The 19,234-nt window shown below is 61.8% G+C and carries 25 protein-coding genes, 2 tRNA genes and 1 pseudogene; 17 read left to right on the top strand and 11 right to left on the bottom strand.

The window, feature by feature from the left end; genetic code table 11:
* Window positions 1-2 precede the first annotated feature (2 nt).
* Entirely contained in the window at window positions 3-728 is a 726-nt protein-coding gene (locus tag AC070A_RS01175) for an NUDIX hydrolase (RefSeq protein WP_113736991.1), read from the top strand.
* A 226-nt stretch (window positions 729-954) separates the two neighbouring features.
* Here the strand turns inward: AC070A_RS01175 and AC070A_RS01170 are convergent, their stop codons facing one another.
* Entirely contained in the window at window positions 955-2,214 is a 1,260-nt protein-coding gene (locus AC070A_RS01170) for a calcium-binding protein (RefSeq protein WP_110878568.1), read from the bottom strand.
* A 352-nt stretch (window positions 2,215-2,566) separates the two neighbouring features.
* Between AC070A_RS01170 and AC070A_RS01165 the strand changes: the two genes are divergently transcribed.
* Window positions 2,567-3,496, top strand: coding sequence for an MBL fold metallo-hydrolase (locus tag AC070A_RS01165; RefSeq protein WP_113736990.1), 930 nt, complete (start codon window positions 2,567-2,569; stop codon window positions 3,494-3,496).
* A gap of 289 nt (window positions 3,497-3,785) precedes the next feature.
* Window positions 3,786-4,703, top strand: a complete 918-nt coding sequence (locus tag AC070A_RS01160) for a PhzF family phenazine biosynthesis protein (protein WP_113736989.1) — start codon at window positions 3,786-3,788, stop codon at window positions 4,701-4,703.
* Between the two features lie 55 nt (window positions 4,704-4,758).
* On the opposite strand, the gene AC070A_RS01155 is transcribed toward AC070A_RS01160, so the two are convergent.
* Window positions 4,759-4,834, bottom strand: a tRNA-Lys gene (locus AC070A_RS01155).
* Window positions 4,835-5,200: 366 nt separating this feature from the next.
* On the opposite strand from AC070A_RS01155, the gene AC070A_RS01150 reads away from it, so the two are divergent.
* Together AC070A_RS01150 and AC070A_RS01145 are read left to right on the top strand one after the other, a co-directional pair.
* A tRNA-Lys gene (locus tag AC070A_RS01150) sits at window positions 5,201-5,276 on the top strand.
* A 143-nt stretch (window positions 5,277-5,419) separates the two neighbouring features.
* Complete coding sequence (locus tag AC070A_RS01145) at window positions 5,420-5,572, top strand: hypothetical protein (RefSeq protein WP_156414716.1); 153 nt, start codon at window positions 5,420-5,422, stop codon at window positions 5,570-5,572.
* Window positions 5,573-5,609: 37 nt separating this feature from the next.
* Here AC070A_RS01145 and AC070A_RS01140 read toward each other — a convergent pair whose 3' ends face one another.
* Window positions 5,610-6,041, bottom strand: a complete 432-nt coding sequence (locus AC070A_RS01140; protein WP_113132960.1) for a GFA family protein — start codon at window positions 6,039-6,041, stop codon at window positions 5,610-5,612.
* A 701-nt stretch (window positions 6,042-6,742) separates the two neighbouring features.
* Between AC070A_RS01140 and AC070A_RS01135 the strand changes: the two genes are divergently transcribed.
* On the top strand, window positions 6,743-7,003 hold the full coding sequence (locus tag AC070A_RS01135) for a DUF1127 domain-containing protein (RefSeq protein ID WP_113736988.1): 261 nt from the start codon (window positions 6,743-6,745) through the stop codon (window positions 7,001-7,003).
* Window positions 7,004-7,374: 371 nt separating this feature from the next.
* Here the strand turns inward: AC070A_RS01135 and AC070A_RS01130 are convergent, their stop codons facing one another.
* From AC070A_RS01130 to AC070A_RS01120, 3 genes are all read right to left on the bottom strand, one after another.
* The gene (locus AC070A_RS01130; RefSeq protein WP_057253966.1) at window positions 7,375-7,596 is read right to left on the bottom strand and encodes a hypothetical protein; all 222 of its coding nucleotides are present in this window, start codon (window positions 7,594-7,596) and stop codon (window positions 7,375-7,377) included.
* A 149-nt stretch (window positions 7,597-7,745) separates the two neighbouring features.
* A complete protein-coding gene (locus AC070A_RS01125) occupies window positions 7,746-8,015 on the bottom strand; it encodes a hypothetical protein (protein WP_057253968.1) in 270 nt (89 codons plus the stop codon).
* Window positions 8,016-8,268: 253 nt separating this feature from the next.
* A complete protein-coding gene (locus AC070A_RS01120; RefSeq protein ID WP_057254434.1) occupies window positions 8,269-9,285 on the bottom strand; it encodes a glycosyltransferase family 2 protein in 1,017 nt (338 codons plus the stop codon).
* A 216-nt stretch (window positions 9,286-9,501) separates the two neighbouring features.
* Here AC070A_RS01120 and AC070A_RS01115 point away from each other — a divergent pair, with 216 nt between their 5' ends.
* The 5 genes and pseudogenes from AC070A_RS01115 to AC070A_RS01095 all read left to right on the top strand — a co-directional run.
* Window positions 9,502-10,029, top strand: a complete 528-nt coding sequence (locus tag AC070A_RS01115) for an SAM-dependent methyltransferase (protein WP_244495695.1) — start codon at window positions 9,502-9,504, stop codon at window positions 10,027-10,029.
* Window positions 10,004-10,201 (top strand): hypothetical protein, encoded by a 198-nt coding sequence (locus AC070A_RS01110; protein ID WP_244495696.1) that lies wholly within the window; start codon window positions 10,004-10,006, stop codon window positions 10,199-10,201. Before AC070A_RS01115 ends, AC070A_RS01110 begins: the two co-directional genes overlap by 26 nt.
* 130 nt (window positions 10,202-10,331) lie before the next feature.
* Window positions 10,332-10,697 (top strand): hypothetical protein, encoded by a 366-nt coding sequence (locus AC070A_RS01105; protein WP_057253970.1) that lies wholly within the window; start codon window positions 10,332-10,334, stop codon window positions 10,695-10,697.
* 326 nt (window positions 10,698-11,023) lie between these two features.
* Window positions 11,024-11,440, top strand: coding sequence for a hypothetical protein (locus tag AC070A_RS01100; RefSeq protein WP_057253972.1), 417 nt, complete (start codon window positions 11,024-11,026; stop codon window positions 11,438-11,440).
* 448 nt (window positions 11,441-11,888) lie between these two features.
* Window positions 11,889-12,011, top strand: a pseudogene (locus AC070A_RS01095) (entericidin); the annotation flags it as partial.
* 187 nt (window positions 12,012-12,198) lie between these two features.
* On the opposite strand, the gene AC070A_RS01090 reads toward AC070A_RS01095, so the two are convergent.
* From AC070A_RS01090 to AC070A_RS01080, 3 genes are read right to left on the bottom strand one after another with little or no spacing between them, the layout of a single operon-like run.
* Complete coding sequence (locus AC070A_RS01090) at window positions 12,199-12,603, bottom strand: heme-copper oxidase family protein (protein WP_057253974.1); 405 nt, start codon at window positions 12,601-12,603, stop codon at window positions 12,199-12,201.
* A 35-nt stretch (window positions 12,604-12,638) separates the two neighbouring features.
* Window positions 12,639-12,902, bottom strand: a complete 264-nt coding sequence (locus AC070A_RS01085; protein WP_110881668.1) for a hypothetical protein — start codon at window positions 12,900-12,902, stop codon at window positions 12,639-12,641.
* Window positions 12,899-13,324 carry a hypothetical protein gene (locus AC070A_RS01080; protein ID WP_112995530.1) on the bottom strand — a complete coding sequence of 142 codons (426 nt, stop codon included), beginning with the start codon at window positions 13,322-13,324 and terminating at the stop codon, window positions 12,899-12,901. Before AC070A_RS01080 ends, AC070A_RS01085 begins: the two co-directional genes overlap by 4 nt.
* Before the next feature lie 247 nt (window positions 13,325-13,571).
* Between AC070A_RS01080 and AC070A_RS01075 the strand changes: the two genes are divergently transcribed.
* Window positions 13,572-13,820, top strand: a complete 249-nt coding sequence (locus tag AC070A_RS01075; protein ID WP_057253978.1) for a hypothetical protein — start codon at window positions 13,572-13,574, stop codon at window positions 13,818-13,820.
* A 374-nt stretch (window positions 13,821-14,194) separates the two neighbouring features.
* Here AC070A_RS01075 and AC070A_RS01070 read toward each other — a convergent pair whose 3' ends face one another.
* On the bottom strand, window positions 14,195-14,842 hold the full coding sequence (locus AC070A_RS01070) for a S24 family peptidase (RefSeq protein ID WP_057253980.1): 648 nt from the start codon (window positions 14,840-14,842) through the stop codon (window positions 14,195-14,197).
* A 95-nt stretch (window positions 14,843-14,937) separates the two neighbouring features.
* Between AC070A_RS01070 and AC070A_RS01065 the strand changes: the two genes are divergently transcribed.
* The 5 genes from AC070A_RS01065 to AC070A_RS01045 all read left to right on the top strand — a co-directional run bounded on the left by AC070A_RS01065 (window position 14,938) and on the right by AC070A_RS01045 (window position 18,418).
* Window positions 14,938-15,843, top strand: coding sequence for a hypothetical protein (locus tag AC070A_RS01065; protein WP_492384638.1), 906 nt, complete (start codon window positions 14,938-14,940; stop codon window positions 15,841-15,843).
* A gap of 5 nt (window positions 15,844-15,848) precedes the next feature.
* Window positions 15,849-16,049, top strand: a complete 201-nt coding sequence (locus AC070A_RS01060; protein ID WP_057253982.1) for a hypothetical protein — start codon at window positions 15,849-15,851, stop codon at window positions 16,047-16,049.
* Window positions 16,050-16,507: 458 nt separating this feature from the next.
* Window positions 16,508-17,044, top strand: coding sequence for a hypothetical protein (locus AC070A_RS01055; protein ID WP_143032972.1), 537 nt, complete (start codon window positions 16,508-16,510; stop codon window positions 17,042-17,044).
* Entirely contained in the window at window positions 17,034-17,711 is a 678-nt protein-coding gene (locus AC070A_RS01050) for a helix-turn-helix domain-containing protein (protein ID WP_244495697.1), read from the top strand. The genes AC070A_RS01055 and AC070A_RS01050 overlap by 11 nt, the downstream gene beginning before the upstream one ends.
* A gap of 104 nt (window positions 17,712-17,815) precedes the next feature.
* A complete protein-coding gene (locus AC070A_RS01045) occupies window positions 17,816-18,418 on the top strand; it encodes a hypothetical protein (protein ID WP_057253988.1) in 603 nt (200 codons plus the stop codon).
* 159 nt (window positions 18,419-18,577) lie between these two features.
* Here AC070A_RS01045 and AC070A_RS01040 read toward each other — a convergent pair whose 3' ends face one another.
* Window positions 18,578-19,048, bottom strand: coding sequence for a nucleoside deaminase (locus AC070A_RS01040; RefSeq protein WP_057254438.1), 471 nt, complete (start codon window positions 19,046-19,048; stop codon window positions 18,578-18,580).
* Window positions 19,049-19,234: the final 186 nt, after the last annotated feature.

The raw sequence follows: 19,234 nt of genomic DNA, 5'->3' as shown, positions 1-19,234 counted from the left end.
TCATGGGCGCTCTTGAAAGCAATAGGGCAGCGTGGCCGGCCGAGGGCGTCATCATCCCGATCGACGACGTCGATATCCGCGTCAACGGCGCGGCGCATCCGTTTCACCTCGACGAGGTCGAGCGGGCGCAGGAGAACTGGCAACGCGAAATCGCGGCCAACCCGCATCTCTTCGATGGCCGAATGGTGCTGCAGCGGGTGCTCCGCATCGAGGATGGGCGGATCCGGGGCGAGGGGCATGTTGTGCCCTATTCGACCTTTCTCTGGTGGCGGAAGACGCGGGCCGAAGGCGCCTTCCATCTCTTCGCCATGCCGGCGATCCTGTCCTCCGACGGCGCGTTGATCCTGGTGCGCATGGGGTCGCACACCGCCAATCCGGCCCGCGTCTACAGCCCCTCCGGCTCGCTGGAGCCCGAGGATATCGTCGACGGCCGCTGCGACATCGCCGGCAACATTCGCCGCGAGGCGCTGGAGGAAACCGGCATCGACCTCGCGCTTGCGACGGCCGAGCCCGGCTATCACCTCCTGCATATGGACCGCGCCGTGACCGTGCTTCGCGTCTACCGCTATCCGGAAACGGCGGCGGCGCTGGTTGCCCGCGTCGCGGCGCACATCGCTGGTGATCCCGAGCCGGAGATCGACGAGGCGATCGCCATTTTCGGGCCGGACCCTGGGGCGCACAACTATCCGCCGTTCATCCTGCCTATCCTGAAGTGGCTGTTTCGGTAACATCCGCTCGCCACGGCCTTGAATCAATAAATCGCGCTATCTTTTTGTATTTGTAGTGCTTATGCCGCGCGCGTCTGCTTGCGCCTTAGGCCCTGTTGATGCGCAGGAAGAACTGCCACGCCTTCACACATGCCCGCGCCCCTCGGTCCTCACATCCCAATAATCAGGAAGGACCGCGCAGGGTGGAAAGCGGACTTCCGCCGGACCGGCCACCGACACTGCAGTCTCACAACGTGAAAGCAATATCGTCGGCAGATAAGTCCGCAAGCGAAACGCCTTCGATGAGGATACCTTCGGTTTCACCATGAAAGGCTACATAGAGACCCTCCTCTGTGTCATGCGAGGCAGCCACAAAGGAATCGAAATTATAGATGTTGGTGTCGCCAGGATAGAAGCCCCCCAACTCGATCACGTCGCCACTTTGGGTGTCAAAATCGACGATATGGTCGATGCTGCTATGGCGAACCTCAAATCCACTCCAGTGGAATGTGTCAGCGCCCTCACCGCCGATCAGACGATCCGCACCGTCGCCTCCAGAGAGGTGGTCATCGCCTTCACCCCCACTAAGTGAGTCGACTCCGGCACCGCCTTCAAGGCGGTCATCATCGCCTTCGCCATAGAGATAGTCATTATTTTCGCCGCCAAACAGGCGGTCGGCCCCATTGCCGCCGAAGAGGTTGTCGCGACTGAGGCCACCGAGCAAAGTATCATTGCCGCTGCCGGTATGTGCGTAAACCCGCTCAAAATTGTGAAAGGCCGTACCGGTCGATGTAACGCCATTGACCACATCGACCGTGACATCATCGGTCCGATCCGCATCCTCGAACCGTAACGTGTCGTCACCGTCGCCGCCGTCGAGTTCGGCAGATGAAAGTGTCGTTGTGATGCTGTCGTCGCCACTGCCGCCAGAAAGATGATTGGCCCCGAACCGATCGATTATCGTGTCGTTGCCCGCACCGGCGTCGATAACATCAGCACCCAGGGAACTCATTTGATTATGGGTGTTCGGCAATGACTGGCCGCCGATGATGTCCGCGCCGTCTCCGGTCGAGATCACGTCGTCACCCGTGCCACCCTCAACAATGTCCTTGCCGCTACCGGTCGTCAGCTCCAGCCGCTCAATGCCGCGGTAGAAGATGTGATTGTCGGTCTCAGCCGGGTCACCGAAGGTTACGTGGCGGTTCATGCCGTTAAACGTGACTCGGTTGCCCGTCCCTGAAAGATTGATGACCAGCGTATCGATGCCGGCACCTCCCCGCGCCACGCCGCCCGTTCCGTTGAGTTCCAGCCGGTCATCGCCATCGCCGCCATCGAGCTCGTCATAGCCGCTGAAACTCACCAAGCCGTCGTTACCGGCCCCGCCATAGAGAAAATCGTTCCCAAGCCCGCCGTCCAGCGTGTCATTGGCGCCGAGACCCCAGATATTGTCGTTTTCGTCTGTCCCGAACAGGGTGTCGTTCGCATCAGTGCCGACTATCTTTGCCATTGTTTTCATCCTCCTGAAAGCAATCTATAAGCAAACAACAATTGCAAACAAGTATTATATTTATTAAGTGCAGTAATTTATTGTATTTCAATTATAATTCAAAACTTAAATTAATATCCATCACTGTCATTCAAATAACTGAAAGCCGGCGCGATCCTGGAACAACTGGCGTTGAGATCGATGACGCTAGCCCGAAGCGCCCGAGCCAGGCGCGGGACGGCTGGCAAGACTCGGATCTACGATTGTTAGTAGTTGCTGATGTTTCCTTCAACTTTGCTACTGTTGTCGAGATGATGGAAAGTAGCGCGGTAACTGTGTGCCGCAGGCTGTTGAGCAAGATGGGAGAGCGCTCATGGCAACGGGGACAGGTTTCACGCCCGGGGAATGGGGGCAGGTACACTGCGTCCAAGACGTCGGTTGGTACCGTTTCCGACTGGGGGTATTCGAGGGGACGGTTGTCTGGGATGGTTATATCCATCACAGCTACGAGGGCTTCTACCCAGATGCTGATCCGGCCGAAATCGCCCGCCTGAAATCCGTCCATCGGTTGCCCATCGACCACATTCCAATGGATATCAACCCAGTCGTGATGAACACGGGCGACAGATTGTTTCTCATCGATGCGGGCGCGGGGCGGACACTTACATGGCGTGGCGACATGGGTCGTCTGATAGACAATCTCGGCGCGGCCGGTATTGATCCGAAAGACATCGACGCGGTCCTGATGACCCACCTGCATCCGGATCACGCCTTTGGCCTCATCCATCCCGACGGTAGCGCGACCTTCCCCAACGCGAAGCTTTTCTGCACCGATCGGGAATGGGCTGAATGGACCGATCCGGAAAACTTGAATCGGAATGACTTCCGATCGGAGTGGACGGGAGGAGCACTTGAAGCAGTGGCTCCTTATCGCGACAGGCTGAGGCTTTTCTCAGTCGGGGAGACCCTGTTCCCGGGAGTGTCCACGTTTTCCGTCGCGGGTCATACCGCCGGGATGTGCGCCTACATCTTCGAGAGCGAAGGGCAAAAAATTGTCTTCACCGGTGACGTCTGCCACCATCAGGTATACGACCCGGCTCATCCGGAATGGTATTTCCATATGGACTACGATACCAACCCGCAGCAGGCCGCGGATGCGAAGACCGCGATTTTCGCCAAGGTCGTGACCGAGGGTATTCGCTATCATGGCTACCATTTCCCTTTCCCGGGAATTGGGGACGTCGTGCCATTGGGCGACGGCACGTATCACTTTCATCCGGAGGCTGTTGCACCGCGCCATTAAGAGCCAAGTTCAGCCGTCGGTGGCTCGCAACCGGCGAACGATTGGTATTGGATTTTCCCGAGGAAGTCCGACGAGGGCTTACGCGGAAGACAGCAAATAAGCTCGGTCAATGTCTGCAGGTATTGCGACATAATCCCGGAAGTTTGGACGGCTCTCGTGAGCTTTAATAGAGGTGCGTAGCGCTACGAACCCATGACACCTGCTCCGAGTTGTGCACGGGTGCTTTTTAACCCTTGCCGCCCGCGCCCCGACGCTGCAAAGTTCGGGGCATCTTCGCAAGGGGACATGAATGACGCTGAGTTACGCGATCTACGACGTCTTTACCGACAGGCAACTCGAAGGCAATCCACTGGCTGTGGTCTTCGGCGCCGACCGGCTGGACGACGAGGCGATGCAGGCGATCGCGCAGGAATTCAACCTGTCGGAGACGGTGTTCATCCGCAGGCCCGGGGGTGCTGCGCATACGGCGAAGCTCCGGATCTTCACCCCCAGCCAGGAACTGCCCTTTGCCGGACATCCGACCGTTGGCGCGGCGATCGCTATCGCCGAGGCGCAGCATGGCGCGATCGAGGAGGGGATCGACCTTGTGCAGGTGCTGGAGGAGAAGGTGGGTCCGGTGCGCTGCGCCGTCCGCCTCAAGTCGAGGGCTGCGAGCTTTGCCGAGTTCGACCTGCCGCGCAAATCGGTACGGCTCGATGCCCGCTTCGACCGGCAGGCGATCGCCGATGCGTTGAGCCTGAAACAATCACAGATCGGCTTCGAGAACCACGTGCCTTCGTTCTGGAGTGCCGGCGCGCCCTTCGTCATGGTGCCGGTGCACGATGTTGCGGCGGTTTCTTCGATCGAGTTCGATTCGCAACGCTGGGAGCAACTGACGCCGATGGCCGAGGGGCGGCTGGCCCCGGCCTATGTCTATTGCCGCGGCGGCGTGAACCACACGGCGCGCTTCCACGCGCGCAAGTTCGGCCCCGGTGCCGGCAACCTCGAGGACCCGGCGACCGGCTCGGCCGTGGCCGCTCTCTCCGGTGCCATCCATTTTTTCGACCAGTTCGTCGACGGTCATCACCCGGTGCTGGTCGAGCAGGGGGTGGAAATGGGACGGCCGTCCTTCATCCACCTGCATCTGGATATCGCCGGCGGCGAGATCAGCAATGCCCGCATCGGCGGCCACGCGGTGAAGATCGGCGCAGGCGAACTTTTCGTCTGAAGCGGGAGCCAAGCCTTTTGGAAAAGAGAAATTCAATCAGCGTTTTAGGAGAATTTGGTGGGTGATCACGGGCTCGAACCGTGGACCCGCTGATTAAGAGTCAGCTGCTCTACCAACTGAGCTAATCACCCATCCGCGAACGCGTCGGTCAAGTCCCGTCGCTGTCGTGAGGGGGCGTATAAAGGCGTTCGATTGGCTTGTCCAGCGCCTTTGTGAAAATCTTTTGAAAAACTTCATGGGGCCAAGGCGCGCCCTGTGGAGAACGCCCCGCACACCGCCGTGGTTGTAGGGAACACGGGAGTCACGACGAAAGACGCGTTTGACAACTGCCGCTTTGACCTGGGCGGCCGCTTCATCGGCGTGCGCTGATGGCGCGGCCAGGCGAGAGCAAACGCAATCAACTCGGAGCCGGATGGAAACGCTGTGGGTTTATCGTCGCGTGACGCAAATACCCTCTTGAGTGTCATCGGCCCGTGCGCTAAAGCGACGCCACGGATGGGTGATTAGCTCAGTTGGTAGAGCAGCTGACTCTTAATCAGCGGGTCCACGGTTCGAGCCCGTGATCACCCACCAAAACTTCTCCTAAGACGCTGATTAAATTCCAATTTTTCCGGCAGGCATATTGGTGCGCTTTCCAGGTTCTGGGAGGTATCCACGGCCCGTTCCTAAGCATCCGGCGTGACCGCGTGCCGTCCTGTCCGCCGACACTTGTTGCGATGGCCTACGAGGCGCATCAGCGGCGCCATAATCCCGACCGGCGATATGTGCAGCGCTCGACCAGCGCGATTGGTCGCCTGGTCGAGCCGGTCGCGGGCGACGCCAACGGCACCGACCACGCCCTCATCAAACGGTGCGCCGAACATTCATAACGGCGTGACCAATATCGTCGTCAGACGCTGCTGCCGTTCATTTGGCGGGAAAGTATCGGAGCGTTCCGGCGAGCCGCGGGCCGGTCGATCCCTGGGCGTCCATCGGGTGATTGATGCCGTCGTTCACGGGCAATTCTTCAAAATCAAAGGGGCTCACGCCTTCGAGACACGCTGCATTGACGCCGTAGAAATCGGGGTTCGCGCGCGGCCTGTGGAAGGTGTAGATGCCGCATTTTGAGCAAAAGAAATGCTCGGCCGCCTTTGTGTTGAACTGATACCTGGTCAGCGCCTCACCGCCTGAAAGCACAGTGACGCCGTCCTTTGCGGCGGAGACGGCAACCGCGCCCTTCAACTGGCAGTAAGAGCAGGTGCAGCGGCGGGCCGTATGAAGACCGTTCTTCAATCGAACATTGAAACGAACTGTTTTGCAGTGACAGGCGCCGTTGAGGTCCTGAACGTCGAGATTCATGGAAGCATCCATCTGATTTTGAAGCGCAATTGACGTCCTTTTCTTAGGGGCTGGATTGCGGATGCTCAAGTGCGGGCAAAGCGAATGGCATGCCGGGCGGAAGGTGAGGACAGCCGTGACGACCCTTGGAGGCCTCTCCGCCTCATCGCGGCAGCGCCTCGACGTCGTGGCGTGAGGGGCGTGGCTCTGTGGTCGCGATGTCAACGATGCTGCCGATGCAGATCAGTGCGAAGAAGACGGAGAACGAGACAATGACAATCAATCGCTCCGTTTTGAACTCTTCGCCGCGGTGGAAAAGCCGCGTCTGTTGGCGATAAAGGCCGGATCGACCCCTGCGGCACGCTCGCACCCGTCACCTGTTGCTCCCGTGCAACAGGCGCTTCGTCATTCCGACAGTTTGCGATTGTGCTCTTGCCGCAGAAGTAAACTCGTGTAATTTTCACCAAATCGGAGCTCAAACTAGAGGAGGCATACGATGAATCATAATTTTGTTCAGATGCTCGCCTCTGGTGGAATGGCTTGCTCGTCACGACGAGTGTGCCACAATTCTGTGAATTACTTCGGCGCATAAACGCGACCCGAGTTCCGCCTTTTCGTATTTTCCATTTTGACTTGATGTGACCGGTTCCCGGAACGCGTTTCCGTGTCCGCGCGCATCCATAATCTAGAGGACCCGGCCGCTCGCGGCGGCGGGAATAAACATGCGCGAATTGCAACTCACCTCCGCCGGCACCCTGCTGGCGATCATGGACGACCTGTTTCGAACGTTCGGCTTCCGGCGGACAGTCGGTGCCTTCATTCTGGCTGCCTGGAGGCGTCGTCGGACGCTCAACCAGCTCAGCCATCTCTCGGATCACATGCTCCGCGATATCGGCGCGGAGGAAGGCGTGAAGAAGCCCGAGATAGCAGACATATCCCTCTGGCAAATGCCGGTCGGCTATCCGGTTACGAGACAGAACTGAGGCCCGCGTCAGCGGGCCTCAGGCTGCTGGCAAACCCTAAAGATGGCTTTCTGCCGCGAAGGGTGTCCCATTCTCCGTCATCCTCGCCCTTGTGGCGGGGATGTGAGCGACCCGACGTCCTTCGGGTCGAAAGACCTTTCGGCCCAAGGACTTGGGCTGGTCTCGCAGTTCCAGCGCACAATTGGGTGGCAGCGCCGCTTGTGTGTGAACGCGGCTGATCCTGCAACGCCGCGCATCTGCTCAGGCGCGCAAAGGTCGCCGTAGCACTTTGAATTGCCGCATGTTTTTGCCCTTTAACGGGCTACGAACAAAGGAAACATGCAGTCGGCAAGTCATCTCTCGTCACCAGCGCGTTGCAGGCCGATCGGAGATCAGGGTGCCAGCGCGGTCGCCGCCGATTGTTGTTCGGCGGCGAGCTTGGCGGCGCAGTCGTGTTTTATCATCGCCGCTGCGAGGTTCGCTCGCCCGGTACCGGTGGCCTTCGCCTTTGCTGCCGCCATGTCCCTGCACCAGTTTGCGTCGAGAACCTCTTCGGGGATGTGCGGCATGCAGGACGAGAGAAGCAGCAGCAAACATAGCAACGCGACGCGCATTCAAGGCTCCTTTGCGGGTGCCGGATTCTTATCATCAGCGAACCGAAAGGAAACACGTGCTTGTGCTTGGGGGGCTGCCTGATAGCCCTTGTTTCATGCGACCACCCGCTGGCCGGCGGTGCGGCAGGGGTGGTCGCGTTTCGTGGCCGTTACGGTGTCGTTGCCGGCTGCGTCGTGGACGGCTGCGTCGTTGACGGTTCGGTCGTGGACGGCTGAGTGGTCGAGGGCTGCGTCGTCGACTGGTCAGTCGTTGCCGGCTGCTGCGTCGTTGCTGGCTTCTGCTCGGTCGTCGCGGGCTCCGTCGTCGTCGTCGCCGGTGCCGTCTCGGTGGCTTGCTTGGCCCCCGGTTTCAGGTACACGACGCCAAGAATGATGAGCACGATCACAACCACGATGCCGATGACTGTGTTTCGATTCATGCAGGCTTCTCCTCAGGTTAAGTGCCTCAGAGGTGTAAATGGAGCGGTCGGTCGAATAATCAACGGCCAAACTCGCGGATCGGTTGAAAAACGATCCATCCGGTCGCGCAGCGACCGGCCGTGCCGTTGATCTTCGGCCTGGAGACATAGCCGGGAGCGGCGCGGTGATGAGTTCTCGAGCGTGCCTGTGCCGGGAGAGCCGGTGCTTTTCCGGTGTGTGAAGGCTGACTGGTAAGGGCCGCGGACCGCGAGCCTAGCGCTCGCCGCCGGCGGTGGATTTGGGCACGGGGGTGATGAAGCCGAGCCGCAGCAATTGCTTCGAACCGCCGAATTTCACCGAGGAATGGGAAAAGAGCTGCAGCGCGCCGGTGCCGGCGAGGGCTTCCGTCATCTTCGCATAGGCCGCCGAACCGTCGAAGTATTGGCCGTCGGCGACGGCATCCTCGATGACCTTTTCGTAGTCGGCGAAGAACTTGAAATGCAGCAGCGCGCCGAGCACCGAGGAGAAGTTGCGTTGATAGGGCAGCGGCTGATGGATGCTGGCGCCGAAGCGACAGTCCTCGTCCCAGAAGATCAACGGATACTTGATCAGTTCCAGGTCGGATTCAAACTCGCGGTGGCGCGCGCCGCCCTTGACCGTGATCGCTCGCGCGGTCGTTGCCAGCGAATAGCCACGGCTATCGAAATGATCGGCGACCTCCCACGGGGCTCGGGTTTTCAGCTGATTGACGTCTGCCGTGCGCAGATTGACCGGATACATATCCAGCATCGGTGCGGGCAGCCGTGAAATCTTCAGATTCTCGAGCGTATGGATCACCGACCACAGCGTGCGGTTCTCGCAATCGTCGTAGATCAGGAACTCATCGGAATCGACGTTGACGTACCAGCGGTCGCCGCCATAGCGCGCAAACAGCGCCTCCCTCCAGAGGCGGCCGCGCCGGGCTTCCGCGTAGCGAAGCGCAGACGCCCACAGGTCGACATCGGGCTGGCCCAGCAGATATTCACGCGTCCCATCGGTCGAGGCATCATCCACACAGATGAAACGGGTAACGCCCAACGACCGGTAATGCGCCAGAAAGCCGGGCATCAGCTTCGCGTCATTGCGGCTGAGGAAAACCAGCGGGAGATCATCAGGGTAGAGCGACGTTTGCCCCTGCGGGCTGACGCAGCGCAGGTCGACTTCGCGGCCCTCCGTCCGTTCGCGACGCTCGACCTTGGCGGATTCGTACCAGGTGATGAGGCGATCGAAGAGGTTTCGGTCCGAGATCATCTCGGCGTCGGATTGATCCCTGAAGGGATAGGTAATGTCTTTCATTCCCATTCCGATATGTATTCTTCATACATAATATGGGGCGACTTAGATCAAAAACACCGGTGAGGCAATTGCCTGATGGCATCGACCCGGCGATGCCGCGAGTGGCGCATTGCCTGTCTCTGGAGCGCGAAATCGCACTAACTGGCGGTGAAAAGATCCTTGAGGCAAGGCATGAAGCGTCTTCTTCGTTCGATCCGAAAGAGAATTCGTTACTTCACCAATGCGCGCACGGTGACGATCGACGGCATCCGGCTGGTGTCCGACGCGGCGCGCGTTCCGGCCGTCGTGCGCGACCTGATGTATCGCGAAGTCTACGAGGATACGGAGCGCAACATCCTGCTTCGGCTGCTGAAGCCCGGCTCGAAGGTGCTGGAAGTCGGCACCGGCGTCGGCTTCATCGCGCTGCTTGCGGCAAGGATCTGCGGCGCTTCGAACGTGCTGACCTATGAGGCCAATGCGTCGCTGGAGCCGCTGATCCGCGAGAACTTCCGGCTGAACGGCATCGAGCCCGCCTTGCGGCTCAGAGCGATGACGGCCGAAGGGCGCAGGATCTCCTTCTTCCGGAGCGACAACATCATTTCGTCGAGCGCCTACGACCGTCAGCTGCCGGGCGCGAAAGTGGAGCGACGTCTTCTCCGAGGTACTCCAGACCTATCGCCCCGATGTGCTGATCATGGATGTGGAAGGCAGCGAGGATGAATTGCTGCGCGTTGCCGATTTCGGCTCGTTCAGGGATATCCTGGTGGAACTGCACCCGCATGTCATCGGCGAGGCGAAGGTCGAGGAATTGAAGGCGATCCTGGCGGACAAGGGGTTCCGGCAAGGCGAGACCGACCGCAAGACCTTCCATTTCCACCGGAACCGCGCTTGAACGCAGCCGATTTCGCTCGCCATGACGCGACCATCGCAACTTTTTGGCGGGTCGTTGGTTACTCCTGCATTCACGTTCACTGGGCTAGCCTTGAGGTCCTCTCAATGGGTAGCGGGTGGAGGAGACTGATATGACACACAAGATGAGCAAACTTCTGGCCGTGCTCCTGGTCGCCGCAGGCGCCGTAGGCGCCGTCACGGCGCTGCCTTCGGTATCTCCGGCGCAGTCCCTTGATCTCTACATCGGACCTCGCGGCGACGATGGCGACTGGGATCGGGACTATCGGCGCGAACGCCGCTATGACGACGATTACTACAGCCCGCGGCGCGGCTGCAGCGCCCGCCAGGCCATTCGCCGCGCCTATGGCTATGGCATGCGTGATCCCGAGATCGCCGGAATGAGCCGCAACCGAATCGTCGTCGAGGGCATCGGACGGCGTGGACAATACGCCAGGATCTATCTCGCCAACCGCAGCGGTTGCCCGCGCATCCGCTAGATCACTTCATTGTTTCATCGAAACACTGAAGTGATCTAAGTCTTTGAAATTACGCAATTCTGGACGGAAAACCGTTTCGCACTTTTCCTGGAATTGCTCTAACGTGTCTCCCTGTCTCGACCGCGCGCTTGGTGCGGTCAGGGGGCGCGGTCGAGGGCGCAGTCGGGAATTGCCTGCGCCGCGCAAAGGACACGCGGCAAATGCTCCTCGTTCCGTATTCCGCAGTGCGAGGCGGCGGCGTGATGCTCGTGCCTGGCTCGCCGCAATGGGGTGAACGCCGCTGGTCCGTTCCCTTGAGGAAGGGCAATGTGATATAGCGTCCGCCGATGATCATTCCGACCTCTTCGACATCCACACCGCTCGGCGAGCGTGCCTGCGGCACCTGCACCCTTTGCTGCCGGCTGCCGGATATCGACGCGTTGGAAAAACCGGCAAACGACTGGTGCCGGCATTGCATCGACGGTGAGGGGTGCCGGATCTATGAGCAGCGGCCGCAGCTCTGTCGCGACTTCCTCTGTCTTTGGCGCACGGATGAGGGCCTGGACGACACCTGGGATCCGGCGCGCTCGCGCATGATGATTTATCGGCAGGGGCCGCAGGTCACCGTTCTCGTCGATCCCGATTATCCGGAAATCTGGAAGCAGACGCCCTATGCCGAGACGCTGCAGCGCTGGGCGCGCGCGGGCGAAGGCGGGCAATATGTGATCGTCTTTGTCGGCGACGCCGTATTCAAGGTCGTCTGACGCGCGCGACAAAGCGCGAAAAAGAAAGAGCCCCGCACGAGGGCGGGGCAAGCGAGCACCCAAAATGGCTCGGGGTGCGGGGAAGCGCAGTCAGAAAGAACGTACTGCGCGGTACGGAAGCTAACGCGCATCCGCCAGCCGGGGGAAGGCCTGATTCGGCGATTCCGGTACGCTCGCCAAAATAAATCCTGAGAAGAGCCGAGCGGCGGGCCATGGCCGCCGCGCCCGTCTTTCGCGGTCCCGGTCTTGAGCAGCGCCGATTGACTTTGCCGCGTTCCGCCTCATTTCCGAAAGGAGAAACTGACGGAGACGATGATGTCAAAGACGATGCTCATGGTCCTCTGCCTACTGCATGTGTCCTTTAATCGTACCCGATTAAAGGACAAGAACATGCAGCAATTCAAAGTGCTACAGCGACCTTTGCGCGTCTGATAAGACGCGCGGCGCTGTAGCGCTTCTTGCCCTTTCGGCCTGTGGCAACACGGCGCGCGGCTTTCGGCAGGATGGAGCCGAGACCGGCCACGCACTCGACGACGCGACGCACCGGGTACTGAAGTCGACCTCGAAATAGAGCAAATCCAGGAAAAGTGCGAAACGGTTTTCCGTTCGGAATTGCGTAATTTCAAAGACTTAGATCACTTCAGTGTTTCGATGAAACAATGAAATGATCTAGGGCGCAAGAACCCGATGCAGGAAAGGCACTTCGGCCTTTCCTGTGTTCGCGCTCGATGGTGGTGCGGTCGGTGCCCGGACGAGCGTTATCGCGGCCGCAAGGCGTTCGGCTGAGCGACCGTTTCGCTGCTCGAAAAGATGACGACTGCAAACAGCAGCACGCCGACGAAGGCGACGATCGAGGCCGCGGCGACGATGGGCTCGATCTCGGGCCTGCCGGTGACCATCAGATAGAGCGACGGCACCAGCACGGCGACGCCTGAGGTGTAGACGTAATATTGGATCATGGCGAGCCGGCGCTCGGCCTTGGCGGGATTGAGCGCATAATAGATGCCGAAGATTGCCATCGTGACCCAGCCGAGCAGGTTTGTATGGGCATGCGCCGGCGTGGCGGCATGATCCTGACTGATAGCCATGTGCAGGCCGATACAGAGGCCGATGATCAGGAATATGATTGCGGTCTTGAAATACAATTGAGCAAGGCGCGGCATCGATTCTCTCCTCTTGATGCTCCCCGCTTACTTTATTAGCATTTTTGCAAATTAATAATGATTGCCAATATTGGGCACTTTGCGCCGTCGTCATGCCCGCGAGCGGATCCATGCGACCGGGCGGTTGCCGCGGCCAATGCGGCGCGCTTGCGCGTGGCCATGTCGTTGAAAGCGGTGAGGTTCTGGCGCTGCAGATAGGCGGATATCGCGGCTTCCACGCCGCGCTCATTGCCGCCTTCGGCTTCCCAGAAGGCTTCCATGGCGGCGAAGAGGGCGGACTTGTCGAGCGTCATGGTCATCTGAGATCGGCACCGAACTGCTGGCGGTGGTTGAGGGTGCCGTGGACGGCCTGGCTGTAGGGGGAGCGTTCCGCGTCGAAATCCGCGCACCAGCGCTCCCAGGCGTCGGAGGTGCGGACAAAGGCCGGCAGCTTGTGCTCCTCTTGCGGGCTCTGGTCGTAGCCTTCGAGCCAGGCGTCGGCGACTGTCTCGGTCACGTCTTCGCCGTGGAGGACGTCGAGATCGAAGCGGATCAGCTTTGCGACATGCTCGCCATCGTGGACCCGAAGCCAATCGGCAGCGGTGCGGTAGGTGGTGCCGACCGTGTCTGTCTCCTCGCAAAAATAGCCGGTGCCGAGCGTCATGACGGCGAGAATGACCTCGCGCCCGTGAAGGAACGGGGCGGGGCCTGTCACAGCATCCGCGATCAACACGTCGGGCATCGTTCACCTCGGCCTGTTCGAGGTGCGCGCTGGCGCGCCCTTGCGGGTGCCATCGGTCCCTCCGGTTTCGTTCTGTGGCAATATAGGAAAATTCCTATTTATACTTCAATAGGAAAGGCACTGCCGGCAGGAATTTTCTTCGCGCGGCCGCTTTTAGTTGTCGATAGGCGATTATTTGTTCTTGTTTTGTTCGATCGATTGCGCCACCTTGGAGCCGCCATTCCAGGTGGCGGAAAAGGAGCATGGGATGATCACCTATTTCGTGGTTCAGAGCTTCACGCTGGGGAGCCGCGGGGCGCTGCTTGCCGACAATCCGGTGCAGGCGACCGGGGCCGAACATGCGGTGCGGCTGGCCGAAAGGCTGGCAGCGACCAAGGTGGGCGTCGTGGCCTTCAGCCGCTCAGGCGATCTCGCGACCGGGGAGTTCGAGGACGCCACGCTGCTCTTCATGTCGGGCGACCTGCCGATGGAGATCGAGGAGGGGATGGCGGCCTGAGTGTCAAGTGGCAGGAGGCAGCGGACCGAACGCTTTGTGACGGCATGCGGAACGGCGGCGATTGCATGGCGAAGTGTTGAGGACTGCCCCGAGGCGATGCCTTGCCCGCGGCATCCTCGCCTGGCGGTGAGGGGCGAACCAGCCAGTGCCTGTGGCGTGCGGGATTTGTCCCTGGATCGGCTGGCACTTGGTGCAGAATTGACGTGCCTGTGGTCGGGACTCGCTACCCCACTGCCAGTCGTCGAGACAAGCTGGCGCCCATCGCGGCCCTGTTCAGGGGGTGAGCAGCTATGTGGTCGGCATGCTGCTTTGAATCAGGTAAGCGATATAGCACGTTGAATATGCAAGGATATCGTCGCTTGGCCCTGCAGGCTCTAGCGGGCGCTGTATTTGCCGACCACCCGGTGGCAGAAGGACCACTCGACCCGGCTCTCGGTGAATTCCAGGAAAGGGTTGTACTGCCGGAGCGTCCATTCGCGGTCGTTGAAGGAGACCAGCCGCTTGATGATCGCTTCGGCGTCGTTGGCGGGCGGCACGTGATAGAGCACCACGTCCTTGTCGCGCGCCGGCGGCAGATGCGGGTGGACGAGCGCCATGTCGCCGGGCTCGTATGCCGGGATCATCGAGCTGCCGGTGAGGTAGATGCCGTAGGCGCCCTTGACGCCCTCAAGCACCGAGGGGCGCTTGACATATTCGACCGCATCGAAGGTGACGATCACGTGGCCGTCGCCGCCTTGCGCGGCGGCGAAGATCGGTAGGTCGCGATGGCCGACGAGCTGTTCGCCGGGCACGATCTGCGGTGCGAAGCCGGGCGCACGTCTCGGTGCCGCTTCGGCGGCGGGGGCGCCCTGAATCAGATCGACGATCGTGCGCGCGTCGCGCTCGCGCAGTTCCCGCGGTGTCTCGCGCTCGACGAATTGCTGGATATAGGCGTGGTTCTTCGCGATCGCGATCGACAGATCCTTGTAGGTCGTCTTCTTCGCGTCGACTGCTTCCCGGATAAGGCGGCGCAATTCGTCCATGGCACTGGCATCCCAGATTCCGTTTCTTACGTCCAATAGGAAATTTCCTCTTGATGAGTGTAGGAAATCCTACTATGAATAGGATGTCAACGGAAATGAGCGGTGCAAATCGCCTGAGTTTCCGGCGGCGGCCGGCATCGCCAGCGTTTTTAAAAGACGCGCGGCGCTGTCAATGGCCCCACAGATCGGTCTCCGCAGCAATTGCGGTGAGCATTTTGAGAAAAGCTGCTGTCTTCCCGATCGGCAACGATTTCGGGGTGCGCAGCGGGCGAGAGGTTCCGCTTCCTCCCCGGAGCCTCTCGCTCTTCGATTACGATGATCTTGGGTCGGCTCGGCCCGGCAACATGAGCGCGATCGAAATTGGCGCGAGCGGGAAACCGTCAGCACTTTTCCTCCTCTCGCTGCAATTCGTCGCCGGCAAGCCGTCACCGGCGCATGCCTCCGGAACTGGCAATGGTTGCGGCTGGCGGCGTGCGCGGTCCGGGCGCCGGGAGCAGGCGGCTGCGCTCCTTGGGGGTGCGGTGCCGGCTCACGAGCCCGAAGTGGCGCCCGTCGTCCCGCCTGCATTCCTTTGGGATGCGCGGCGCAAGGGACCGAAGGGCCTGACCGGTCCGCCCATCAGGGGCGGATGCTGGAAGCGGCTTGTCGGCGGGGTGGGGAGACAAGCGGATTTGGCGCGCGATGAGCGCGATGGAATGGCCGTGCCAGACGGGGCGGCCAAAGGCGAAGGCATGGGAAAAGGCATGGCGCAGGACAGTCTGACAGGAAGGCCTGGAGCTTCCCGCTTTCAAGTGGAAACGCTGGAGGCGGAAAGATGCTCTGGAATCAAAGTGCTGGAGCGTCCTTTGTGCGTTCGGTCGAACGCACGGCGCTCTAGAGGACAGGCGGAAAGCAAGGGCGCGGGCGTCCTGCCGCCTTTGGTACGCGTCTGCGGCAGCGCTGTTGCCGCGGCGCCCGGCAAGGCCAGGGCCGGGGCCGCATCCCGGCCGAGCGGGGAGTAGCGGCCATGCGCATCACCGCGATCGTCGAGGCGCTGGTTCAATCCGGTGCGTCGCCGGAGATGATCCTTTGCGCCGTGCGCGCCGCCGAAGCCGGGCAGCAGTCGGAGATCGAGCGGCGCCGGGCAGGCGATCGCGAACGGCAGCAGCGTCACAGGGCGCGCGTGACGTCACGCGATGTCACGGCGACAGCGGCGGGTGTCCTCTAACTCTCCCGACACGACTCCGGCCGGGAGCGGCCCTCAGCTCGATCTCCACCTGGGGGCGGAAAATGCAGCGCGGTCGGGGCGCGGCCGCAGGGCCAGCCGGCTGCCCGCGACCTTCGAGCCCGACTGGGCGTTTGCCGCCGGGCTCGGCTTCGGGCCGGCCGAGGCAACAATCGAATTCGACAAGTTTCGCGACTACTGGACCGCCAAATCCGGCCGCAATGCCACCAAGCTCGACTGGGCGGCCACCTGGCGGAACTGGATGCGCAATGCCGGCCGACCAGCCAGGGCTGGCGGCCCCCAAGTCGCGAGCCGATCAACCGCGGCGGGCCGGGCCGGAGACGCCGGACCACCGCGACGCGGACATCGCCAGCAGGCGCCGCCGCACGAGACCGCCTTTGCCCGCCACCAGCGGGAATGCAGGCAAGCGATTGAAAGCGAAATCAAAGGAAACCGAAACAATGACCCTCTTGGAAATGATGAGTTTGCCGGCGCAGGCCCGGCTTTCGACCTTGAGCCGGGAGATTACCGCGCTCACTGAACGGCTGGCGCCGGCCAGCGAGGCGGCGGTGCTGCGCAGCCTCGACGCGATGCAGACGGCCGGCATGACGATGCCGCAGGGGATCGAGCCGAAAAAGATCCTCGCCGTCTACCATTATGCGCTCTCCGGCGTGCCGGGCTGTGGGCTAACGGCGGCGACGCAGAAGCTGATCCGCGGCGACTATGCGGCCAACGCCAATGTGCTGCTGGGCACGATCCCGAAGCCGCCGGTGCTGGCGGCACTGGCAAAGGCAGAGGCGCTGAGCATGCGGGCGGAGCTTGCCCGCAAGCGTGAGACGATCGCCGCCCTCAAGCCCCGGGATACCGGCCGTTCCGAAGCCAGTCGTGCCCGCGTTCGCGCCAGGCTCGAAGCGTTTCGGCGGACACACGCAGCGGCCAAGGCGGCCGCCCAGAACGTAAGCGCGCTTGCAACCCGGGAGATCCACCATGCAGCCTGAGGCAACGGAATTCATGACAGGGCAGACAGCTGCAGGCGGCAGGACAAGCGCCGTTGCGGCGCGGGCGAGGGCCGTGCCCGGGGCTGGCGGTGACGACGATACGGGAAAGCGCCACCGTGGACAGGCGCGCGCGGAAAGCGGCGCAGAGGCTATGGCAATGCGGATGACGGCAGGCGACGAGGTGAGGCAGAAGGCGGCCGCGCGTGGTCACGCGCAAGCCGAAGGTTCCGTGGGGATGGCCGCGGCTGACCGCGAGGCGGCGCCCGCCGCGACGCTGGAGGATCTGGCGGGCATGGTCGCGGTTCAGGTGCGCACGCAAACGCGGCGGATCGCGGAGCTGGAACTGGCGCTCGCCGATGCGGAGGCGCGGCTTCTGTCGCAGGCGCGGATGATTTGCGGCGCGGCGGATGCGGCAGGCGGCGATCTCTTCAGCCGGCGGCCGGTGCGCGAGATCATCGACGACGTGCTTGGCGCCTATCCCGGCATCACCTGGGAGGAGATCATCGGCGTTGGCCGCGAGCGCCGCCTGGTCGAGCCGCGCCATCGCTGCATGGCGGCAGTCTACGAGGAGCGCAAGGATCTGTCGCTGCCGGCGCTCGGCCGCATCTTCCACCGCGACCATACGTCGGTGCTGCATGCGGTGAACAGGCGCGGCGCCAGCCGATGACGGCAGCCTTTTGATTTTTGGATTGATTTTGCGTCAGCGCGAAGCCGGGGCCGGCGGTACGGCCAAGCAGCGATGACGAATGAATGAAACGAGGAAACGATACGATGACATCCAAGGCAGAACGCATCCGCATCAAGCGCGCCAGCCGGGCCGGCCGGCCGCGCAAGGCCGACGTGGCACGCTATCCCGGTGGGCAGATCAAGCACGGCGAGACCGAACGGGAGGTGCGCTCCGTGGCGCTCGACGCGCGCAAGCGCATGCATTTTTCCGGCAAGCGCGACGTCGATGTTGCGAGCCCCTTTGCCGGCTACACACTCGGCCGCATGTTCCTCGACGGCAAGCTGACGGCGCATGAGCGCGAGGCGGGCGACGAGTACGCCCGGCAGATGGCGCGCTATTACAGCCTCACCGGCATTCCCTTTCCGAGTGTCAGGGCGCAGTCGCTCTTCAGCGTCAAGGGTTTTGCCGGCGAGACCTCCGCCGAGCGTGCCCGGAGCGCCCGCCAGGCGGCGAACCGGATGATGGAACTGGAAGGCGTGCTCCTGAAACTGCAGGACGGACCGCAGGTGAAGACGACGGTCTTCAACGTCTGCATCATGGATTACGAGATGCTGCGCACCATGCCGGAACGGCAGCTCGCCTGGCTGAAACGCGGGCTGACCGAGCTGCACTGGCACTTGGGGCTGTCGCGGGAGAAGGAGGGGTGAGGTAGATGGCGCCCATCTTCTGGACCGCTCGTCCGGCCTGCCGGCCACCGTCTCGCCGCAGGCGGGGAGAAGGGACATATGGCGACGCCCCACCTAAATCGCTTCGTCACACCCGGCCGCGGGATACTTTTGCAGTCTAACTCCATCGGGCGCGCCGCATCAGCGGCGCCAGAAGGTCCGGTGGGGGCTGAGTAGTTCGTCCTCGATCTCGGGGAAGGGGCCAAAAACCTCGATCGGCTTCTGGCCGGAGGCAAGCACCGTGCGCGAGGCGAGGTTCATGGTCGGGTTTTCGGGGTGGTCGCTGGTTTCGGCAAGGAGCTTTTCCTCCTCGAAGCCGTAGACCAGGCGACCGATATTCGCCCAATAGAGCGTGCCGGTGCACATGGCGCAGGGCTCGCCGGTTGAAACCAGCGTGCAGGACCATAGGAATTTCGCCGGATAGGCGGTCGCGGCACGCCGGCTAAGCTCGGTCTCGGCGTGGCGTACGGTGTCGATATTGCCCTGGCGCATCAGGATGCTGTCGTCGGGGCCGACCAGGACCGCGCCGAAAGGATGATGGCCGTGCGCGGCGGCCTCGCGCGCGACTTCGTCGGCGGCGCGAAGGTGGGCGAGCATCTGATCGCGGGTCATGGTCTGTCGCTCCCCAACGTCGTGGACGCCACCGATTGGACGGTGCCGTTCGGACGATCGTAGCTCGAAAATCGAATGTCCGATATCGCCGCTGCCCGCAATTTCGCAAGACATCCGCCATGCCAGCGGGTGCTGCGCTTGCAAAGGGGAGTGTGTCTCCGTTCTCCTTGCGACAGGTGAGGCGGT

It is taken from the genome of Ensifer sp. GW101-20A05 (genome assembly GCF_059424735.1).
The sequence above is the reverse complement of the archived record's forward strand: the minus strand, read 5'-3'. Positions and strand labels throughout refer to the sequence as shown.